This window comes from Luteimonas lutimaris, from assembly GCF_039537065.1.
Lineage (GTDB): Bacteria > Pseudomonadota > Gammaproteobacteria > Xanthomonadales > Xanthomonadaceae > Luteimonas > Luteimonas lutimaris.
In genome coordinates, this window is record NZ_BAAAZU010000003.1 from 146,896 (window position 1) to 164,052 (window position 17,157).

The following is a 17,157-nucleotide window of genomic DNA, read 5'->3' on the forward strand; positions in this document are numbered from 1 at the left end:
TTCCTGCAAGCGCCTCAAGGCATCAAGCGCATCGCACTGGGCGTGCGCCCGGTCCAGCGCTTGAACGCGCGCCGGAACTCGCGCGCATCGCGGAAGCCGACGCTGGCACCGACCTGGGCGATCGGCAGGTCGCTGCCGCGCAGCAGTTCGCGCGCTCGCTCGCTGCGCACCTCGTCATGCAGCCGGCGGAAGCCGCTGCCGGCCGCGACCAGCTGCCGGCGCAGGGTGCGCTCGGTCAGGTGCAGCTCCGCGGCGATGTCGCCCAGCCCCGGGTTTTCGTGCAGGCGCGCGCGCAGCAGCTGGCGTACCGCGACCACGATCTCGTCGCTGGCCGGCCCGCGTGGCATCTGCGCCCGGCACAGCGCCAGTGCCTGCTGCGCGCTGACCGGGTTGTAGGCCGGCAGGCGGCGCGACAGCCAGGCCGGGTCGACCAGCTCGCGGTTGCGCGGCATGTCGAACCGCACCTCGCATTCGAACAGCGTCTCGTACTCGCTCGCGTAGGCGGGAGCGGGGTAGGCCAGCTCCAGCCGCAGCGGGCGGAAGGCCGGGCCGACCAGGCCGCGGCACAGCATCAGCGTGCTGGCGAACAGTTCCTCGCACAGGAACGGGAGGATCGCGTCCTCCGGCGCGCGCGGGCTGGCCACCAGCGCCAGCGTCCGCGGGTCGGAGGCGTCCAGCTCCAGGTCCATCAGGCTGCCGGACACCGGGGTGTACTGCAGGCCGATCGCCACCGCGTCGCCGAAGGTGCGGGCGGTCATCATCGCCAGCCCGAGCAGGCCGAAGTTGCCGATGGTCTGCTGCCGGCCCAGGCGCAGGCCGACGTCGGCGTCGGGCAGGTCCCGCAGCGCGCGCTGCACCACGCGGCTGGCCTGGCGGTAGGACACCCGCACCGAGGCGTCGTCGACCTGGGCCCGGGCCAGGCGCAGGCCGGCGAACCAGTGCTCGCAGGCGATGCCGTGCTCCTCGGCCATCAGGCACAGGCCGGAGAGGATGTTGGTGGCGATGCTCGCGGTGGTCAGGCGCGGGTCGACGGCGTCGCGGTTCATGCGGTTTCGGCCAGTTTGTCCGGTTTGCCCCCCATGAGTATGCCGCCAATACCCTCCTCGGGCACGCTCCATACGGCCGAGACTGTTGCGGGGAGGGCCGCCGACGTGCGCCGGCCGGGAGGATGCGACCGATGTGGAAGACGACGCTGTTGACGTTCGCCGCCTGCGGGCTGCTGGCCGCCTGCGGCCGCGGCCAGGAAGCCGTCGCGCCGCCGGCCGCCGATGCCAGCTACCAGAAGGTGCTGCAGCAGCAGCTGCTCGATGCCAGTCCCGGTGACGTCATCGAGATCCCCGCCGGCCGCCATGCCTTCGACCGCAGCCTCAGCCTGCGCGTGGACGGGGTGACGATCCGCGGCGCCGGCATGGACCAGACCGTGCTCAGCTTCAAGGGCCAGCGCAGCGGCGCCGAGGGGCTGATCGTCAACGCCGACGACTTCACCCTGGAGAACCTCGCCATCGAGGACAGCAAGGGCGACGGGGTGAAGGTCAACGAAGGCGAGAACATCACCATCCGCGGCGTGCGGGTGGAATGGACCAACGGCCCGCACACGGACAACGGCGCCTACGGCCTGTACCCGGTGCAGACCCGCAACGTGCTGATCGAGGACTCGGTGGTGATCGGCGCGTCGGACGCGGGCATCTACGTCGGCCAGTCGCAGGACGTGGTGGTGCGACGCAACCGCGCCGAGAAGAACGTGGCCGGGATCGAGATCGAGAACTGCATCCGCGCCGACGTGCATGACAACGTCGCCACCGGCAACACCGGCGGCATCCTGGTGTTCAACATGCCCGACCTGCCGCAGCCGGGGCATACCACGCGCGTGTACGACAACCGGATTGTCGCCAATAACCACGACAACTTCGGCCGCAAGGGCACGGCGGTGGCCGCGGTGCCGGCGGGCTCGGGCGTGGTGATCATGTCCAACGACGAGGTCGAGATCTTCAACAACGAGATCGCCGACCACAGGACCGCCAACGTGCTGATCGCCAGCCACTATTCGGCCGGCTACGACAGCAAGTACAAACCGTCGGCGGCCTTCGACCCGTATCCGGAGCAGATCTTCATCCACGACAACCGCTTTTCGGGCGGCGGCGGTTCACCCGACGGGCTGGACCTGAAGGCGCTGAAGGTAGCGATGTTCGGCCTGCGCGGGAATTTCCCGGACGTGTTCTGGGACGGCTACGCCAATCCGGAGCGCACCGAGGGCCCGCAGATCTGCGTGCAGGGTGCCTCGGGCGTGGTCAACGCCGATGCGCCGAACAAGTTCAAGAACCCGACTTCCGATGCGAAGCCGTTCGACTGCACGCTCGATCCGCTGCCGGCGGTGGAGCTGACGCAGGCTTGAGCGCCGGGATGGCTGGCCGACTTCAATACCGTCGTTCGCGCGGCTTCCAGCAGGCGAATGCCTGGCCAGGCGGGAAGCCGGTGATTTCGCTTGCCCCCGACCGCGGTGCGCGATCGAACGCGCACGGTGGAGGCAGCTGGCTTCCCGCTTTCGCGGGAATGACGGTGCGCGGGCTGCTCGGCGCGTTCGTCCTGTGCCTCGCCGCCTGCACGCAGGCACCCAGGCCGGTGACTTTCCACGCCGACGGCTACCCGGAGCAGCTCAGCGACTGGAACGTGGTCTACCGCGACGGCGACGCGCTGGCGCTCAACGACCGGGTGGTGCCGTTCGACCTCAACACCCCGCTGTTCAGCGACTATGCGCACAAGCTGCGCACGGTGTGGATGCCCGAGGGCACCAGCGCAAGCTACGAGCCGCGCGAGGCGCTCGACTTCCCGGTCGGCACCATCATCAGCAAGACCTTCTTCTACCCGCTCGCGGACGGGAAGGACGCGGTCGCGCGTACCGAGGACACCGCGCACGACCGCGCCGGCGAGGGGCTGGACCTGCGCCACGTGCGCATGATCGAGACCCGCCTGCTGGTGCGCCGCGAACAGGGCTGGGTGGCGATCCCCTACGTCTGGAACGACGCCCAGACCGAGGCCACCCTCGACCGCACCGGCGCCGACGTGCCGCTGCAACTGGTCGCCGCCGACGGCAGCCGCGAGGACTTCGTCTACGAGGTGCCCGACCAGAACCAGTGCGCGGGCTGCCACGCCAGCAACAACACCACGCGCGACATCAAGCCGCTCGGGCCGAAGGCGCGGCACCTCGACAAGGACTACGACTACGCCGGGGGGCGCGAGAACCAGCTCGCGCACCTGCAGCGGATCGGCTACCTGCGCGGCGTCCCGGCCGACGGCGTGCCGCGCAACGCCGACTGGCGCGACGCGGCGCACGCCAGCCTCGACGCCCGTGCGCGCGCCTACCTCGACATCAATTGCGGCCACTGTCACAACGAGCACGGCCCTGCGGATACCTCGGGCCTGTGGCTGGACGCCGGCGAACATCCGCCGCGGCACCTGGGCCTGTGCAAGCCCTCGGTGGCCGCGGGGCAGGGGACGGGCGGGCATCGTTTCGATATCGTGCCCGGGGACGCCGACGCGTCGATCCTGGCCTTCCGCATGGGCAGCGACGACCCTGGCGTGCGGATGCCGGAGGTCGGCCGCGACGTGGTACATCGTGAGGGCGTCGAACTGATCGCCGCCTGGATCGCGGCGATGGAAGGAGATTGCGACAGGGGTTGAGCCGGATGCGGCATTGCCGCGTCCGCGACATGCAAAACGTGCAGCACCATCCACCGGGGAAGGGAGAGAACGCGATGTCGCTGAAACAAGGAGTCCTGTGTACCTGCCTGCGCCGCGCCATCGTCGGTGCGTGCGCGCTGCCGCTGGCGGCACTGGCACAACAGCCACCCGAAGCACCCGCGCAGGCGCAGCCGGCGGCCGAAACCGCGCCGGCCGACGCCACCCAGACGCTCGACCGCATCATCGTCACCGCGCAAAGCCGCGAGCAGGAGCTGCAGGACGTGCCGATCGCGCTGCAGGTGATCGACGCGCAGATCATCGAAGACGTCGCCGCCGAGGACCTGGGCGACCTCGACAGCTTCGTGCCCGGGCTGGTGGTCGACAGCCAGCAGCCCACGCAGCCCAACTTCGAGCTGCGCGGCATCAGCACCAGCGACTTCGGCATCGGCACCGACCCGGCCGTGGGCGTGTACGTGGACGGCGTCTACGCCGGCCGTGGCGGCGGCGTGCTGCTGCCGTTCACCGACGTCGAGCGCATCGAGGTACTCAAGGGCCCGCAGGGCACCTTGTTCGGCCGCAATACCGCCGCCGGCGCGATCTCGATCATCACCCGCAAGCCGGGCAACGAGCAGGAGGCGCGCGCGAAGCTGCGCCTGGGGAATTACGGCAAGCAGTACTTCGAGGCGATGCTCAACCAGCCGGTGGGCGAGGACTCCGCGTTCCGCATCAACGGTCTGTTCAACCACAGCGACGGCTGGATCAACGACGCGGTCACCGGCGAGCACCTCAATCCCGAGAACAACTGGGCCACGCGCGCGGCGTTCCGTACCCGCTTCGGCGACAACACCACCGCCACGGTCAGCTGGGACCATGAGAGCCTCGACCAGCGCGCGCAGGTGACCACCGGTATCGTCGCGCTGCCGCCGGCGCCCGCCACGCCGACGCTGCCGATCGACGAGTCCGCCTATCTCGACCCGCGCAAGATCCCCACCGCCAACGATGCGGTCGGCAGCAACGAGTTCCGCCGCTTCGACGGCGTGACCCTGATCGTCGACCATGCCTTCGAGTGGGGCGGCCTGACCTCCACCACGTCGTGGCGCGACTACGACGCGGCCAACGCCGCGGTCGACGAGGACGGTACCAACCGCCTCGACCTGTACGTGGACTCGACCAACACCGAGAGCAACACCAGCGTCTACCAGGAGTTCAAGTTCAACGGCAGCAGCGACCGGCTGGACTGGGTCGCCGGCGCCAGCTACTTCAGGGAGAAGGCCGACCAGACCAGTGAGGTCAACACGTATACCGACGCGGTTGACACCATCGTGCGCAACCTCGGCATGGCACCGACGCCGACCGGCACCCTGTTCGGCTACGTCGACCAGCAGCTGCAGGCCTTCGGCGTCCCGCTTACGCTGATGGGGCACCGCTGGAACGAGCGCTTCACCAACACTGCCGACACCCGCGCCTATGCGCTGTTCGGCGACGTGATCTGGCATGCCACCGATCGCCTCAACCTCACCTTCGGCCTGCGCTACACGCGTGACGAGAAGGACTTCAGCTGGCTCAATACGCAGCGCACCGCGCCCACGCTGGATGCCACCCTCGACCAGCTCGAGGCGATGGGCTTCTTCGCCCTGGCGGGGATCCCGAAGGAGACCTTCGTCTTCGACGTCGCCTTCATCGACCCGCCGGCGATGCTCAACAAGGGCGTGCTCAACAGGACGTCGCAGTCGTGGACCGACCTGTCGCCCCGCTTCGTGGTCGACTACCACTTCAACGACGACACCATGGGCTACGCCTCGCTGGCCAAGGGCTACAAGGCCGGCGGCTTCAACTCGCTGCAGATCGACAGCGAGTTCGACAACGAGGACGTGTGGAACTTCGAGACAGGCATCAAGCAGGCTTTCCCCGACCTGCGCCTGAGCTACAACGCGTCGGCGTTCTACTACGTCTACGACAACCGGCAGGCGGTGCGGCTGGACATGACCACGGCGATCCCGCGCTACGTGGTCGACACCTCGGACCTGGAGGCCTTCGGCCTCGACTTCGATACCCGCTGGCAGGTCACCGATGGCCTGGCGCTGGATTTCAACGCCTCGTACATCGATTCGACCTACAAGGACTACGTCACGCCGGAGGGCGTCGACGTGAGCGGCCAGCCGACGGGCATCCCGAAGTGGTCGGCGGCGGTCGGCATCGACTACCTGTGGCGCATGAACGACGCCGGCGACCTGCGCTTCACCCTGCGCCACGCCTACCGCGGTGCGACGCGTTGCAGCGACGAATCGCAGTCGCAGGGCACCTGCGGCATCAGCCCGGCGCTCGACCTGGGCGAGTCGCAGCAGCTGACCAACGCGCGCATCGCCTGGACGTCGGCGCAGGGCCACTGGACCTGGGCGCTGTACGGCCGCAACCTGCTCGACAACCAGTACATCAACTCGCTGGGCACCTACGGCAAGACGGTGCTGGGCACGGTGGGCGCGCGCGTCACCGAGCCGCGCACGTACGGCGTCGAGGTCGGGGTGAAGTTCTGAAGGCTCCGGACCGCGCGCCGTTTCACGGCGGCGCGCGGTTCACTCGCGGTTCGGCGCGCGGGGCACGTAGTCCGAGCCTTCCTCGCGGTCCCGGTACAGCGCCGCGCGCACCAGCAGCATCAGCGTGATCGGGGTGGTCACGGTGAGGAATACCCCGATCAGGATCTCGTTGAAGATCGGCCGCGCGTTCAGCACCGAAAAGCAGGTGATCGAGCCGGCCAGCATGCAGAACGTGCCCAGCGTGGTGCCCAGCGTGGGCGCGTGCACGCGCTGGTAGAAATTCTTCAGCCGCAGCAGGCCGAGCGAGCCGATGAAGGCGAGCAGCGCGCCCGACAGCACCAGGATCGCGACCACGATCGCCGCCCACGGCGGCAGGGCGTCGAGGTGGTTCATTCGATCACCTCGCCGCGCATCAGGAACTTGGCCAGCGCCATGGTGCTGGCGAAGCCCAGCAGCGCGATGACCAGGCCGGCTTCGACGTACAGCAGGCTGCCGGTGCGGATGCCGATGGTGAGCAGCAGGATCATCGCGTTGACGTACAGCGCGTCCAGCGCCACCACCCGGTCCTGCGCGCGCGGCCCGCGCACCATGCGGATGATCGAGAAACCCATGCCGAACAGCAGCAGGATCTGCGCGAGCGTGATCGCGACGGCGAGCAGCGCGTGGCTCATTGGAAGATCTCCAGCAGGGGGCGCTCGTAGCGCTGTTGGATCGTGTTGATCCAGGTCTGCTCGTCGACCAGGTCGAGCACATGGATCAGCAGCACGTTCCCGGCCGGGTCGTAGCTGACCCAGATGGTGCCGGGCGTGGAAGTGATGATGCAGGCCAGCACGGCCAGGCCGTGGTGGTCGGTCAGCGCCAGCGGGATGGCGACGAAGCCCGAGCGCGCCTGGCCGGCGCCGCGCAGGATCAACCGCGCGACCGCGAAGTTCGAGCGCACGATGTCGAACACCACCCGTGCCAGCAGCCGCGCCGCCAGCGGATAGTTGCGGATGCGGGCCTTGGGTGGGCGCAGCATCGCGAACACCTTGCCCAGCAGCAGCCCGAGCATCACGCCGAGCACGATCGTGCCCGGCGCCAGGCTCTGGTTGAACACCAGCCACAGCGTCGCCAGCACGGCCGACAGCAGCGGGTAGGGCAGCAGGCGCCGGATCATGGCCGCATTTCCGCGGGTGGCAGCACGCCGTGGACGTAGTTGCCCGGGTCGTGCAACTGGCGCGCGGCGGCGTCCAGGTAATCCAGCGGCGCCTGCACGACGACCGTCAGCAGCAGGCACAGTCCCAGCAGCAGCGCGATGGCGCCGATCTCGGTGACGCGCGCCTGCGGGAAGCGGCGGTCGGTTTCGGCCCAGAAGATCTGGATGCCGGCGCGGCACAGCGCGATCACCGTGCAGAAGCCGGCGATGATGACCAGCGCGAACAGCGCGTGCGTGCCCGGACGCGTCGGCGCCTCGAGCATCGGCGCGAGCATCGCGAACTTGGCCAGGAAGCCCGACAGCGGCGGCAGCCCCGCCAGCAGCAGCGCGCAGGCCGTGAAGCTCACGCCCAGCATCGCGACCGGCGCCGGGATCACGGTACGGCTCTCGTCCTCGTCGGCGTACAGGTCGTCGCTGCGCACCTCGCTGCCAACCGGCTCGTAGGGTTCGAGTGCGAGCGCGTCGTCGGCTTCCTCCTCGCCTTCCGGCGCGAGCAGGCCGGCGACCAGAAACAACGCGGCGATGCCCAGCGTGGAGATCACCAGGTACGCCAGCGCCCCGGCGGTGACCGCCGGCTGCTGCAGGCCGACCGCGCCCAGCAGCGTGCCGGAGGAGATGACGACGTTGTAGCCGGCCAGCTTGCCCAGGTCGCGCGCGCCGAGCATGCCGACCACGCCCGCGACGATCGTGGCGATGCCGCCCCACAGCAGCCAGTCGGCGCCGAAATGGCTGGACGCCGGCCCCGCGCCGTCGCCGAACAGCAGCAGCCCCAGCCGCAGCAGCACGTAGATGCCGACCTTGGTCATCACCGCGAACATCGCCGCGACCGCCGGCGCCGAGGCCGCGTAGGTACGCGGCAGCCAGAAGCCCAGCGGCCACATCGCGGTCTTGATCAGGAACGCGATGCCCAGGATCGCCGCGCCCGCGTGCAGCAGCGCGCGGGTCTTCTCGGGCACGGTCGGGATCAGTTCGGCCAGCGCCGCCATGTTGAGCGTGCCGGTGACGCCGAACACCAGGCTCACGCCAAGCAGGAACAGCATCGACGCGGTCAGGTTGACCACGATGTAGTGCATCCCCGCGCTCACCCGCCGCGCGCCCGAACCGTGCAGTGCCAGCCCGTAGGACGCGGCCAGCAGCACCTCGAAGAACACGAACAGGTTGAACAGGTCGCCGGTCAGGAACGCGCCGTTGAGTCCCATCAGCAGGAACTGGAACAGCGGCTGGAAGTAGTTGCCGCGCTGCTGCCAGCGCCCGAGCGCGGCCGGCAGCGCCGCCAGCGCGACGACCGAACTCAGCAGCAGCATCAGCGCCGACAGCCGGTCGCCCACCAGCACGATGCCGAAGCGCGCCGGCCAGTCGCCGAGCCGGTAGACGGCGGTGGTGACCGTGTCGCCACCCTGGCCCGCGGCGGCGAGCAGCAGCGCCGTTGCCACGCCCACCAGCGCCAGGCACGAGGCCATGCTCAGCGTCGCCACCAGGCGCTGGCGGCGTTCGCCGGCCAACAGCTGCAGGGCCGCCGCCAGCAGCGGCACCACGATCGGCGCGATGAGCAGGTGCTGGCTCACGGCGTGCCGTCCCCGCCGTCGACGTGGTCATTGCCGTTGAGCCCGCGCGAGGTCAGCAGCACCACCAGGAACAGCGCGGTGGTGGCGAAGCCGATCACGATCGCGGTCAGCACCAGGGCCTGCGGCAGCGGATCGGCGTACTGCGCGATGCCGTCGGCGGCCTTGCGCAGCACCGGGTCGGCGCCGGTACGCAGGCCGCCGATGGAGAAGATGAACAGGTTGACCGCGTAGGAGACCAGGGTCAGCCCGATGATCACCTGGAAGGTGCGCGGCCGCAGCAGCAGCCACGTGCCCGAGGCGACCAGCACGCCGATGGCGATTGCGAGCACCAGCTCCATCAGTTACCTCCCTCCGGTTCGATCGTCCCTTCCGCGGTCACGATGGTTCCGCCGCGCGGCCGCCGCAGCGACTGGTGCGCCAGCGCGACCAGCATCAGCGTGGTCGCGCCGACCACCAGGCAGAACACGCCCAGGTCGAACAGCACCGCCGATGCGAGCGGGATCCGCCCCAGCAGCGGCAGGTCGGCGTACTGGAAGTGCGAGGTCAGGAACGGATGGCCGGCCAGCAGCGAACCCAGCCCGGTACCGGCCGCGAGCAGCAGGCCGGTGCCGATCCAGCGCACCGGCAGCACGCGCAGGTGGGTCTCGACCCAGCGCGCGCCGCGCGCCATGTACAGCAGGATCAGCGCCACCGACACCGTGATGCCCGCGGCGAAGCCGCCGCCGGGCAGGTCGTGCCCGCGCAGGAACAGGTGCATGCCGAACAGCAGGATCACCGGGAACATCAGCTGCACGATCAGGCCCGGGATCATCAGGTAGTCGGCGGTCGACTGGTCGATGAGGCTGTCCGACCCGGCCGGGTCATGCACCGAGTTCCTGCGCTGCAGGCGCAGCGCGTCGATGCTCTCGGCCGCCGGCCGGAAGCGGCGCAGCAGCACGAACACCGTCAGCGCCACGATCGCCAGCACGGTGATCTCGCCGAGCGTGTCGAAGCCGCGGAAGTCCACGAGGATCACGTTCACCACGTTGCGGCCGCCGCCTTCGGTGTAGGCGCGCTCGAGGAAGAAATGCGAGATCGAATCGGCCACCGGATGCATCATCACCGCGTACGCCAGGCTGGCCACGCCGGCGCCGACGGCGCTGGCGACCAGCAGGTCGCGCCAGCGCCGGGCGCGGGTCAGCGGCGCGTCGGGCGACATGCCCTGGATGCGCTTGGGCAGCCAGCGCAGGCCGAGCAGGATCAGGATCGTGGTCACCACCTCCACCAGCAGCTGGGTCGCGGCCAGGTCGGGCGCCGACAGCCACACGAAGCTCACGCACGACACCAGGCCGGCACCGCCGGCGAGGATCAGCGCCGCCAGCCGGTGGAACTTGGCCTGCGTCGCCGCGCCGATCGCGCAGGCCGCGCCCAGCACCCACAGCAGCGCGAATGCCGGGTCGATGCCCGACCAGTCCGCCGGCACGGTGTCGAACGGTGCGGTGGTCGCCGCCAAGGTGGCCGCCGCCAGCGCCACCAGCACGATCAGCAGCAGCTGCGGCTGCAGCCGGTTGTGCGGGAAGAAGCGCGCCAGCCAGGCCGGCAGGTCGGCGGCGAATACCGCCAGCGCGCGCTCGAACAGCCGCTTGCCGCTGATCCACCCGATCAGCGGCGTGCGCTCGCAGCGCCTGAAGTAGCCGAGCAGCGCCACGTACAGCAGGCAGCCGCTGATGAAGGCGACGATGCTCATCTGCAGCGGCGCGGTCCAGCCGTGCCAGATCACCAGACTGTAGGCCGGTGTCTGCGCCCCCAGCACCGCGCGCGCGGCCGCCTGCAACGACGGCCCGATCACCTGCGCCGGCAGGATGCCAACCAGCAGGCAGGCCAGCGCCAGCAGGCCGATCGGGACGCGCATCCAGCGCGGCGGTTCGTGCGGCTGGCGCGGCAGCCGCGTCGATACCGGGCCGAAGAACACGCCGCGCACGAAGCGCAGCGAATAGGTCACGCCGAACGCGCTGGCCGCGATCGCCATCAGCACCGGCACCACGTCGGCCAGCATCCCGCGCTGCGCGGCCAGCGTCTCGGCGAAGAACATCTCCTTCGACAGGAAGCCGTTGAGCAGCGGCACGCCCGCCATCGCCGCGCCGGACACCACCGCCAGCATCGCGGTGATCGGCATGAAGCGGCGCAGCCCGCCGAGTTCGCGCAGGTCGCGCGTGCCGGCCTCGTGGTCGACCGCGCCGGCGGCCATGAACAGCGAGGCCTTGAACGTGGCGTGGTTGACGATGTGGAAGATCGCCGCCACCACGCCCAGCGCGCTGCCCATGCCGACCAGCATCGTGATCAGGCCCAGGTGGCTGATCGTCGAATACGCCAGCACCGCCTTGAGGTCCTGCTGGAACATCGCCGCGTACGCGCCCAGCACCAGGGTGACCATGCCGGCGCCGCCGACGATCCAGAACCACTGGTCGGTACCGCCAAACACCGGCCACAGGCGCACCAGCAGGAACACGCCGGCCTTCACCATCGTCGCCGAATGCAGGTAGGACGACACCGGCGTCGGCGCCGACATCGCCTGCGGCAGCCAGAAGTGGAACGGGAACTGTGCGCTCTTGGTCAGTGCGCCCATCAGCACCAGCAGCAGCGCCGGCGTGTACAGCGCATGCCCGCGCACCAGGTCGCCGGCGGCGAGGATCGCGTCGAGGTCGTAGCTGCCCACGATGTGGCCCAGCAGCAGCGCGCCCGCCAGCAGGCACAGGCCGCCGCCGGAGGTGACGATCAGCGCCATGCGCGCGCCGTCGCGCGCCGAGGCGCCGTTGTTCCAGTAGCCGATCAGCAGGAACGAGAACAGGCTGGTCAGTTCCCAGAAGAACACCAGCTGGATCACGTTGCCGGACATCACGATGCCCAGCATCGCGCCCATGAAGGCCAGCAGCAGCGTGAAGAAGCGCGACAGCGGGTCGTCGGGCGACATGTAGTAGCGCGCGTAGACGCCGACCAGCATGCCGATGCCACTCACCAGCAGCATGAACAGCCAGGCCAGGCCGTCCACGCGCACGATGAAGTCCAGGCCCAGCGACGGCGCCCATTCGAATGCGTGGCGCAGCACGCCGCCGTCGGCGACCGCCGGGAACAGCGACAGCGTGAGCGCCAGGCACGCCAGCGCCGTGCAGGTCATCAGCCACGCCGCCAGGTTGCGGCCGCGGCCGCGCAGCGCGAACACCAGGAAGCTGGCCGCGAACGGCAGCCAGAGGATCGCGCCCGGGATGACTTGGCCGTACATCAGCCGCGCCCCCGGTGTCGGTCGCCTGAAGGGCGGCCGCGCCGCGTCGTCGCCACGGCAGCGCGCGTACCCGTCGCGCGGCGGCGCGCAGGCAGGGGCAGGGCGTTGGCGGGACCTCGGGGCAAGCAGACTCCGGAATGATGGTGGAATGGCGGGTGCGCGGACTCCGCGATCGGCCGTGGTGGCCCGCGCGATGCCGCGCCGGCCGCCCGGCAATCGCTGCACGTGCGGAAGGTAGTGACCGCCCGGGTGGCGCAGGCCTGTCGACCTGTCGCCATGCGCGACCGGCCTTCGATTCTATACGGCAAATCCATGCGGCAAACGGCTGCGACCGGCCGGGTCGCCAGCGGCCGCCGATTGTGCAATGGTGAAATCCATTCCCGGCTTGCTGCCGTGCCAACTGGAGGCCACGCGCATGAGCGATGCCCGCCCGGCCCCGGCCAGGCCGAACTCCATCCTGATGGCGACCGACCTCAGCGCGCGCAGCGACCGCGCGCTGGACCGTGCCGCCCAGCTTTCCGCGCAGTGGCAGGTGCCGCTGCACGTGGTGCATGCGGCGAAACCCGGGATGGTCGGCGCGTGGTCGGCGGCGGAGACGCTGGCGTCGATCCGCGAACGCATCCGGCGCGACCTGCCCGCCGACGCCGCCGACGCCAAGGTCCATGTCGAAGAAGGCGAGCCGGCCGGGGTGGTCCTCGATGTCGCCGCGCGCGAAGGCTGCGAACTGGTCGTGCTGGGCGACGCGAACGAAGCCACCGGCCGGCGCCTGCTCGGCAGCACGGTCGAGACCCTGGTGCGCAGCGCGCCGATGTCGGTGCTGGTGGTCAAGCGGCGCCCGCGCGGCGGCTACCGGCGCGTGCTGGTGGGCACCGACCTCACGCCCGAGTCCCGGTACGGGCTGGAAACCGCCGCGACGCTGTTCCCGGACGCCGCGTTCACGCTGCTGCACGCGCTGGACATTCCCTATGAATCGCTGTGGCTCGACCCGGCCCGGCGCGACGATCTCGCGCGCATGGAGACGGCCACGATCGAGGCCTTCGCGGCCGACGCGCGGCTGTCCGCGGACCTGCGTCGGCGCCTGCGGTTGCAGGTCGAGCACGGCCATCCGGAAGCCATGCTGCGCAAGCAGTCACTCGAGGACGACAGCGACCTGACGGTGATCGGCGCATTCCGCCGCGGCCTGGCCTTCCACCTGCTGGTCGGCGGCACCACGCGCCGGATCGTGCAGGTCGCGCCCGGCGACGTGCTGGTCGTGCGCGCAGCGGCGCAGGACGCGGCCGCCGGCACGGAAGAATCCTGACCCGCCGGCGCGGCATTCGCCCACACGGCGTCGCGCCGCGGCGGGGTTTCGGTTCGCGCCCGATACCGGGCATCCTTGTGGCATGCCGGTCCCACCCGCTGCATCCCCAGATCCCGCCCACGCGCCGCTGACCGGACTGCCCGGGGTCGGCCCGCGCGTGGCCGAAAAGCTGGCCGCGCGCGGCATCGCCACGCTGCAGGACCTGTGGCTGCTGCTGCCGCGCCAGTACGAGGACCGCACCCGACTGACGCCGATCCGCGCGCTGCAGGCCGGCGTCGCGGCGCAGGTTGAGGGCGTGGTGGAGGCGGTCGAGCGCGGCTTCCGTTACCGGCCGATGCTGCGGGTGGCGATCGGCGACGACTCGAACGCGACGCTGGTGCTGCGCTTCTTCCATTTCCGCGCCGCGCAGGTCGCGCAGTTCGCGCCGGGCACGCGCGTGCGCTGCTACGGCGCGCCGCGCCTGGGCCAGCACGGGCTGGAGATCGTGCACCCCAGCTACCGCGTGCTCGGCGACCACGACGCCGCGGAACTCGGCGACCGGCTCGACCCGGTCTATCCCTCGATCGAAGGCATCGGCGCGGCGACCCTGCGCAAGCTGATCGGCCACGCCCTCGACCAGCTGCCTGCCGCCGACGCGCTGGAACTGCTGCCCGCCGATTGCCAGCGCGAACTGCGCCTGCCCGGCCTGCGCGAAGCGCTGCTGACCATGCACCGGCCGCCGCGCGACGCCGACGTCGCCGCGCTGGTTGCCGGCACCCATCCCGCCCAGCGCCGGCTCGCGCTGGAGGAGCTGCTCGCGCACCACTTCAGCCTGCGTCGCCAGCGCATCGCCCTGCAGGCGCAGGCGGCGTCGGTGCTGGGCGGGCAGGCCCTGGCCGGACGCCTGCGCGCGTCGCTGCCGTTCGCGCTCACCGGCGCGCAGCAGCGCGTGTTCGAACAGGTGCGCGCGGACCTGGCCAAGCCGGTGCCGATGCTGCGCCTGGTGCAGGGTGACGTCGGCAGCGGCAAGACGGTGGTGGCCGCGCTGGCGGCGATGGTCGCGGTCGAGGGCGGGCACCAGGCGGCGCTGATGGCGCCGACCGAACTGCTCGCCGAGCAGCACATGGCCAACCTGCGCGCGTGGCTGGAGCCGCTCGGCATCCGGCTGGCGTGGCTGGCCGGAAAGGTCACCGGCCGTGCGCGCGCCGCGGCGCTGGAACAGGTCGCCGACGGCACTGCGCAGGTCGTGGTCGGCACTCACGCGCTGATGCAGGAAGGCGTGGTCTTCAACGACCTGGCGCTGGCGATCGTCGACGAGCAGCACCGCTTCGGCGTGCACCAGCGCCTGGCGCTGCGCGACAAGGGCGGCGAGGGCGGGCGCGTGCCGCACCAGCTGGTGATGACCGCCACGCCCATCCCGCGCACGCTGGCAATGGCCGCCTATGCCGACCTCGACGTCTCGGCGATCGACGAACTGCCGCCCGGGCGCACGCCGGTGCAGACCGTGGTGCTGGGCGCGCAGCGGCGCCCGGAACTGATCGAGCGTATCCGCGCTGCGTGTGCCGACGGCCGACAGGCGTATTGGGTCTGCACGATCATCGACGAGTCCGACGAGATCGTCGCGCAGGCCGCGCAGAGCACGTTCGAACTGCTGTCCGGGGCGCTGCCGGAACTGCGCGTGGGCTTCGTCCATGGGCGCATGAAGGCCGCCGAGAAACAGGCCGCGATGCGCGCGTTCAAGGCCGGCGAGCTCGACCTGCTGGTGGCCACGACGGTGATCGAGGTTGGCGTCGACGTGTCCAATGCCTCGCTGATGATCGTCGAGAACGCCGAGCGTCTGGGCCTTGCCCAGCTGCACCAGCTGCGCGGGCGGGTGGGGCGTGGCAGCGCGGCCTCGACCTGCGTGCTGCTGTACCAGCCGCCGCTGTCGCAGATGGCGCGGCAGCGGCTGGAAACCATGCGCGAGACCAGCGACGGTTTCGTCATCGCCGAACGCGACCTCGAACTGCGCGGCCCGGGCGAACTGCTGGGCACCCGGCAGACCGGCCTGGCCACGTTCCGCGTCGCCGACCTCGCCCGCGATGCCGACCTGCTGCCGCGGGTGCAGTGCATCGGCGAGGACCTGCAGCGCGAGGCACCCGATGTGCCCGACCGGCTGGTGGAACGCTGGATCGGCGGCGCCGCCCGTTACGCCTCGGCCTGAGCGAACTTTCGCCCGCGCCCGCGGAATGCGACACTTGCGCGCCGAGCAGGGCAACGACCAGATGACCGAATCGATTCCGCTGCTGATCGACACCGACCCCGGCGTCGATGACGCGCTCGCGCTCCTGATGGCCTTCGCCGACACCCGCCACGAGGTGGTTGGGCTCACCATCGCCGCCGGCAACGTCGGCCTGCGCCATACCGTCGCCAACGCGCTGAAGCTGTGCGAAGTCGCCGGCCGCAACGACATCCCCGTCTATGCCGGCTGCGCGGCGCCGCTGCTGCATCCGTCGCCGGACGCGGGCAACGTGCACGGCCTGGACGGCTTCGGCGACGTCGGCTACGCGGCCGCCGCGCGCGCAGCCGAGGCCGAACACGCCGCGCAGGCGATCGTGCGCCTGTCGCACGTGCACGCCGGCAAGCTGGTGCTGGTCGCGCTCGGCCCGCTGACCAACGTCGCGCTGGCGCTCAAGCTCGACCCGACCCTGCCCGAACGCATCGCGCGGCTGGTGGTGATGGGCGGCGCGGTCACCTGCCACGGCAACATCACACCGGCGGCGGAGTTCAACGTCTACTTCGATCCCGAGGCCGCGCACATCGTGTTCGGGGCCTTCGACCACTTCGACCTGTCCGACTGGGAAGCCACCGTCGCCCACGGCCTGCACCACGACTCGGTGGTGGAATGGCTGCGCGCCGGCGGCGACGTCGCCGCCTTCTACGAGCGCATCTCGCGCAAGACCCGGGAATGGTCCGCCGACCGCCGCGGCGATCATTGGCATTCGGCCGACGGCCTGGCCATGGCCTTCGCCCTGCACCCGGAGGGGGCGCTGGAAACCGCCGAACGGCCGCTGGACGTGGCCCTGGAAGGCCCGCACAGCCGGGGTGCGACCCTGGTCGACTGGCAGCGCCAGACCGGACGCCCGGACCGGGCCCGGATCCTGCTGCGCTACGACCAGGCGCGCTTCGAGCAGCTGGTCCGCGGCGCGATCGGGGTTGCCTGACGCTGCTTGCGCCGCCCCGGCGGCGCGGGCTACAATGCCGCTCTTGTCCCCAGCAGAACCGGTGCCGCCATGAAGGCCGACATCCATCCCGAATACAAAGAAGTCGTGTTCCAGGACGTGACTTCCGATTTCAAGTTCCTCACCCGCTCGACCCTTGCCAGCAAGGAGACGATCAAGTGGGAGGACGGCAACGAGTACCCGCTGATCAAGGTCGACGTCTCGTCGGCCACGCACCCGTTCTACACGGGCCAGAACAAGATCATGGATACCAGCGGCCGCGTCGACAAGTTCCGCAAGCGTTACGCCAAGTAAGCATTCCTGGCCGTTCGCGCGCAGGCGCAACGGGCAGACGGACGGCCGCCACAGGGCGGCCGTTTCCGTTTCCGTTTCCGGGCGGCGGGTCGGCCGCGCACCGCGCGGGGCGCCGGGTTGTCCGTGCCGCGG

General features: G+C 70.5%; 14 protein-coding genes. 7 read left to right on the forward strand and 7 right to left on the reverse strand.

The window, feature by feature from the left end; translation table 11 throughout:
- Positions 1 to 14 precede the first annotated feature (14 nt).
- Positions 15 to 1,046, reverse strand: coding sequence for an AraC family transcriptional regulator ligand-binding domain-containing protein (locus ABD679_RS02785; protein WP_344758418.1), 1,032 nt, complete (start codon positions 1,044 to 1,046; stop codon positions 15 to 17).
- Between the two features lie 131 nt (positions 1,047 to 1,177).
- Between ABD679_RS02785 and ABD679_RS02790 the strand changes: the two genes are divergently transcribed.
- The 3 genes from ABD679_RS02790 (at position 1,178) to ABD679_RS02800 (ending at position 6,212) form a co-directional block, all read left to right on the forward strand.
- Positions 1,178 to 2,392 carry a parallel beta-helix domain-containing protein gene (locus ABD679_RS02790; protein WP_344758419.1) on the forward strand — a complete coding sequence of 405 codons (1,215 nt, stop codon included), beginning with the start codon at positions 1,178 to 1,180 and terminating at the stop codon, positions 2,390 to 2,392.
- A 158-nt stretch (positions 2,393 to 2,550) separates the two neighbouring features.
- Complete coding sequence (locus ABD679_RS02795; RefSeq protein ID WP_344758420.1) at positions 2,551 to 3,678, forward strand: SO2930 family diheme c-type cytochrome; 1,128 nt, start codon at positions 2,551 to 2,553, stop codon at positions 3,676 to 3,678.
- A 74-nt stretch (positions 3,679 to 3,752) separates the two neighbouring features.
- Positions 3,753 to 6,212, forward strand: coding sequence for a TonB-dependent receptor (locus ABD679_RS02800; protein ID WP_344758421.1), 2,460 nt, complete (start codon positions 3,753 to 3,755; stop codon positions 6,210 to 6,212).
- Positions 6,213 to 6,251: 39 nt separating this feature from the next.
- Here the strand turns inward: ABD679_RS02800 and mnhG are convergent, their stop codons facing one another.
- From mnhG to ABD679_RS02830, 6 genes are read right to left on the reverse strand one after another with little or no spacing between them, the layout of a single operon-like run.
- On the reverse strand, positions 6,252 to 6,605 hold the full coding sequence (gene mnhG / locus ABD679_RS02805) for a monovalent cation/H(+) antiporter subunit G (protein WP_344758422.1): 354 nt from the start codon (positions 6,603 to 6,605) through the stop codon (positions 6,252 to 6,254).
- Positions 6,602 to 6,883: a K+/H+ antiporter subunit F gene (locus tag ABD679_RS02810; RefSeq protein ID WP_344758423.1), complete on the reverse strand. Its 282-nt coding sequence runs from the start codon at positions 6,881 to 6,883 to the stop codon at positions 6,602 to 6,604. The genes mnhG and ABD679_RS02810 overlap by 4 nt, the downstream gene beginning before the upstream one ends.
- On the reverse strand, positions 6,880 to 7,368 hold the full coding sequence (locus ABD679_RS02815; RefSeq protein ID WP_344758424.1) for a Na+/H+ antiporter subunit E: 489 nt from the start codon (positions 7,366 to 7,368) through the stop codon (positions 6,880 to 6,882). The genes ABD679_RS02810 and ABD679_RS02815 overlap by 4 nt, the downstream gene beginning before the upstream one ends.
- Entirely contained in the window at positions 7,365 to 8,972 is a 1,608-nt protein-coding gene (locus ABD679_RS02820; protein WP_344758425.1) for a monovalent cation/H+ antiporter subunit D, read from the reverse strand. Before ABD679_RS02820 ends, ABD679_RS02815 begins: the two co-directional genes overlap by 4 nt.
- The gene (locus tag ABD679_RS02825) at positions 8,969 to 9,310 is read right to left on the reverse strand and encodes a Na+/H+ antiporter subunit C (protein WP_344758426.1); all 342 of its coding nucleotides are present in this window, start codon (positions 9,308 to 9,310) and stop codon (positions 8,969 to 8,971) included. Before ABD679_RS02825 ends, ABD679_RS02820 begins: the two co-directional genes overlap by 4 nt.
- Entirely contained in the window at positions 9,310 to 12,231 is a 2,922-nt protein-coding gene (locus tag ABD679_RS02830) for a monovalent cation/H+ antiporter subunit A (protein WP_344758427.1), read from the reverse strand. Before ABD679_RS02830 ends, ABD679_RS02825 begins: the two co-directional genes overlap by 1 nt.
- 415 nt (positions 12,232 to 12,646) lie before the next feature.
- On the opposite strand from ABD679_RS02830, the gene ABD679_RS02835 reads away from it, so the two are divergent.
- The 4 genes from ABD679_RS02835 to ABD679_RS02850 all read left to right on the forward strand — a co-directional run bounded on the left by ABD679_RS02835 (position 12,647) and on the right by ABD679_RS02850 (position 17,025).
- Positions 12,647 to 13,531 carry a universal stress protein gene (locus tag ABD679_RS02835; RefSeq protein ID WP_344758428.1) on the forward strand — a complete coding sequence of 295 codons (885 nt, stop codon included), beginning with the start codon at positions 12,647 to 12,649 and terminating at the stop codon, positions 13,529 to 13,531.
- Positions 13,532 to 13,613: 82 nt separating this feature from the next.
- On the forward strand, positions 13,614 to 15,713 hold the full coding sequence (recG, locus tag ABD679_RS02840; RefSeq protein ID WP_344758429.1) for an ATP-dependent DNA helicase RecG: 2,100 nt from the start codon (positions 13,614 to 13,616) through the stop codon (positions 15,711 to 15,713).
- A 61-nt stretch (positions 15,714 to 15,774) separates the two neighbouring features.
- Positions 15,775 to 16,713, forward strand: a complete 939-nt coding sequence (locus tag ABD679_RS02845; protein WP_344758680.1) for a nucleoside hydrolase — start codon at positions 15,775 to 15,777, stop codon at positions 16,711 to 16,713.
- A 69-nt stretch (positions 16,714 to 16,782) separates the two neighbouring features.
- On the forward strand, positions 16,783 to 17,025 hold the full coding sequence (locus tag ABD679_RS02850) for a type B 50S ribosomal protein L31 (protein ID WP_344758430.1): 243 nt from the start codon (positions 16,783 to 16,785) through the stop codon (positions 17,023 to 17,025).
- The last annotated feature ends 132 nt before the right edge of the window (positions 17,026 to 17,157 follow it).

Coding starts and splice junctions, on each gene's coding strand:
- ABD679_RS02785 (WP_344758418.1), bottom strand. CDS start 1,046: ATGAACCGCGACGCCGTCGACCCGCGCCTGACCACCGCGAGCATCGCC.
- ABD679_RS02790 (WP_344758419.1), top strand. CDS start 1,178: ATGTGGAAGACGACGCTGTTGACGTTCGCCGCCTGCGGGCTGCTGGCC.
- ABD679_RS02795 (WP_344758420.1), top strand. CDS start 2,551: ATGACGGTGCGCGGGCTGCTCGGCGCGTTCGTCCTGTGCCTCGCCGCC.
- ABD679_RS02800 (WP_344758421.1), top strand. CDS start 3,753: ATGTCGCTGAAACAAGGAGTCCTGTGTACCTGCCTGCGCCGCGCCATC.
- mnhG (WP_344758422.1), bottom strand. CDS start 6,605: ATGAACCACCTCGACGCCCTGCCGCCGTGGGCGGCGATCGTGGTCGCG.
- ABD679_RS02810 (WP_344758423.1), bottom strand. CDS start 6,883: ATGAGCCACGCGCTGCTCGCCGTCGCGATCACGCTCGCGCAGATCCTG.
- ABD679_RS02815 (WP_344758424.1), bottom strand. CDS start 7,368: ATGATCCGGCGCCTGCTGCCCTACCCGCTGCTGTCGGCCGTGCTGGCG.
- ABD679_RS02825 (WP_344758426.1), bottom strand. CDS start 9,310: ATGGAGCTGGTGCTCGCAATCGCCATCGGCGTGCTGGTCGCCTCGGGC.
- ABD679_RS02830 (WP_344758427.1), bottom strand. CDS start 12,231: ATGTACGGCCAAGTCATCCCGGGCGCGATCCTCTGGCTGCCGTTCGCG.
- ABD679_RS02835 (WP_344758428.1), top strand. CDS start 12,647: ATGAGCGATGCCCGCCCGGCCCCGGCCAGGCCGAACTCCATCCTGATG.
- recG (WP_344758429.1), top strand. CDS start 13,614: ATGCCGGTCCCACCCGCTGCATCCCCAGATCCCGCCCACGCGCCGCTG.
- ABD679_RS02845 (WP_344758680.1), top strand. CDS start 15,775: ATGACCGAATCGATTCCGCTGCTGATCGACACCGACCCCGGCGTCGAT.
- ABD679_RS02850 (WP_344758430.1), top strand. CDS start 16,783: ATGAAGGCCGACATCCATCCCGAATACAAAGAAGTCGTGTTCCAGGAC.